The organism is Micromonospora endophytica (assembly GCF_003236305.1).
Classification (GTDB): Bacteria; Actinomycetota; Actinomycetes; order Mycobacteriales; family Micromonosporaceae; genus Micromonospora; species Micromonospora endophytica.
Window position 1 is genome coordinate 1 of sequence record NZ_POTX01000423.1, and the last position, 2,680, is coordinate 2,680.

Annotated in this window: 1 protein-coding gene and 1 pseudogene; one reads left to right on the forward strand and one right to left on the reverse strand. The window is 70.6% G+C overall.

The genetic code is table 11. From position 1 onward, the window contains the following. Positions 1–813 (reverse strand): annotated as a pseudogene (locus C1I93_RS30050) (beta-xylosidase); the annotation flags it as partial. A 182-nt stretch (positions 814–995) separates the two neighbouring features. Here C1I93_RS30050 and C1I93_RS30055 point away from each other — a divergent pair. Then, a partial coding sequence (locus C1I93_RS30055; protein ID WP_111246612.1) for an amylo-alpha-1,6-glucosidase occupies positions 996–2,680 on the forward strand: 1,685 nt, incomplete at its 3' end.

Consider the following 2,680-nt stretch of genomic DNA (forward strand, 5'->3'; position numbering starts at 1 on the left):
GGGGTGCGGGATGCCGCGCGGGTCGAGGGTGGCGTTGGCGGCGGCGACGTTCGCCACCGGGTCACCGGGCAGCGAGTGCCAACTGATGATGTCCGGCACGGTGTTGGTCGAGCGGACGAAGTCCAGGTACTGGTTCCAGAAGGCGTGGTTCGTCGACGGTACGCAGGCGCAGCTCGGCCCGACGATGAGCTGGTTCGGGAACTCGGCCCGGATGCGCTGGTAGGTGCGCCGCCACAGCTCGAAGTACTGCGAGATCGGGCGGTTCCAGAACGGCGTGATGTTCGGTTCGTTCCAGATGTCCCACTGCACGGTCAACCCGGCCGCCCGGATGTCGGCGATGACCCGGTTGAGGAAGTTGTCGTAGTCGGTCCAGTTGCCGTTGTCGCCGGGGAAGCGGGAGATCGCCGCGCCGTCCGCGCCCCACAGGTCGTGCGGCAGCAGGATGAACTCGCCGCCGAGGGCCGCGGTGCGGCGGGCCTGGGCGAGCGTGGAGTTCCAGCGGCGGTCGTAGTTGCCGCCGACCCAGCCGCTGCCCGGCAACTGCGCCCCGCCGGCCCGCATGTACCGGAACTTGACGTCCCGGTAGAAGTGGTCGGGCGGGCCGGAGGCGTTCTCGGTCATGCCGTAGATCCAGCCGGCCGCGCGGTACGTCGGCGCGCCGTTGGTCACCGAGAAGTTCACGGTTATCGACTCGTCGGCGGCGCGGGCCGGTGTCGGGACCGCGAGGAGGGCGGACGCGGCGAGGACGCCGACCGCGAGCTGGGCGGGAAGGCGGCGGACAGATCCTGCGCTGCTCGTGCGGGGGAGCTGCACTGTGGACTCCTTCGGGACGGGTACGCGCTCCTGGCGGCGATGAGGGGTGTCGAACCGATTCGCTGGAGCGTAGGAGCTGATAGTGATGAATGTCAACGTCTTCTCTTGACCGCCTCGTCGGACGGGCCTATCGTCGCCGAATCGATTCGACGAATCGATTCGAAGAGAGGCAGCCGTCACCCATGACCGTCGTCCGCACCGGCCCGACGTTCTCCATCCAGGACATCCCGTTCAGCCGTCGTGGATCCTGGTTCAGCATCTCCCCGGTGGTGGCCGCCCACACCCACGCCACCGACCTGCACCTGGTCTCCCACCAGACCGGGATGCATCCGGTGCTCCGGCTCACCCCCGACACCGACACCGCCACGGTGACAGCCACCGCGGCGCTGGTGACGTGGCGGCACGGAGACGGGCTTGTCGAACTGACCTACGACGGCACCGACACCGTACGGCTGCGCGGCCGGGGACTCGGCCTGCGGATCACCGCCGCGCAGGACACCCTCACCCCGTTCAGCGGCACCTACCTCTACGCCGACCCGGTCGTCGACGCGTACGTCTTCACCTCGTACGAGACCGGCCGCCGCTACCGGGTCACGCCGCTCGCGGGCGACGTACGGGCCGTGGGCACGACGGCGCTCGGCACCGCCGAGCGGGCCGTGTCGCTCCCCGCCGACCAGCCGTGGGAGATCGCCGTCGAGGAGTACGAGACGGCCCGCCGTCCCTACCCGGCCGGCCGCGACTTCGACCAACTCGTCCGGTCGCTGGTGACCGAGTTCGCCGGCTTCGTCGACACGCTGGCACCCTGGCGCAGCGCGGAGACACCCGCCGCGGAACTGGCCGCCTACGTGCTGTGGTCGGCGACGGTCACCCCGGCCGGCTTCCTCACCCGACCCGCCGTGCTCATGTCCAAACACTGGATGAACAAGGTGTGGAGCTGGGACCACTGCTTCAACGCCCTGGCCCTCGCCGCCGCCGATCCCGACCTGGCCTGGGACCAGTTCCTCCTGCCCTTCGACCACCAGGACCCCACGGGCGCGCTACCGGACTCCGTCGCCCACTCGGAGGTGCTGCACAACTACGTCAAACCGCCAGTGCACGGCTGGGCGCTGCGGCAGCTGCGGCGGCGGATGTCCCGCCCGCTGTCGCGCGACGAACTGTCCGACGCGTACCAGCGGCTGGCCCGCTGGACCACCTTCTGGCTCGACCACCGGCGGGTGCCCGGCCACCAACTGCCGCACTACCAGCACGGCAACGACAGCGGCTGGGACAATGCCACCACCTTCGACGACGACCGGGTCATCGAGACACCGGATCTGGCCGCCCTGCTGTTGCTGCAACTGCATCAACTCGCGGACCTGGCCGCGGAGCTGCGGCAGCCGGAGGCGGCGGCGCGCTGGAGCCAGCTCGCCGCCGACATCCACGCCGCACTGCTTGACGAACTCTGGGACGGGCAACGGTTCACCTCCCGGGGCGCGCGGGACGGCAACCGGCGACCGAGCACCAGCCTGCTCGATCTCATGCCGATCGTCCTCGGCGCGGCCCTGCCCACCGACGTCAGCGCCGCGCTCGCCGGCGCGCTCAAACGCCACCTGACCGCGTACGGGCTCGCCACCGAGCCAGTCGACTCACCCCACTACCTGGCCGACGGCTACTGGCGCGGGCCGATCTGGGCACCGGCCACCGTCCTGATCGAGGACGGCCTCCGTCGAGCCGGCCACATCGGCCTCGCCGACGAGGTCAGCCAGCGGTTCCGCGCCCTGTGCGAGAAGTCCGGCTTCGCCGAGAACTTCGACGCCGAGACCGGCACCGGCCTGCGCGACCGCGCCTACACCTGGACCGCCAGCGCCTACCTCCTCCTCTCCACCCC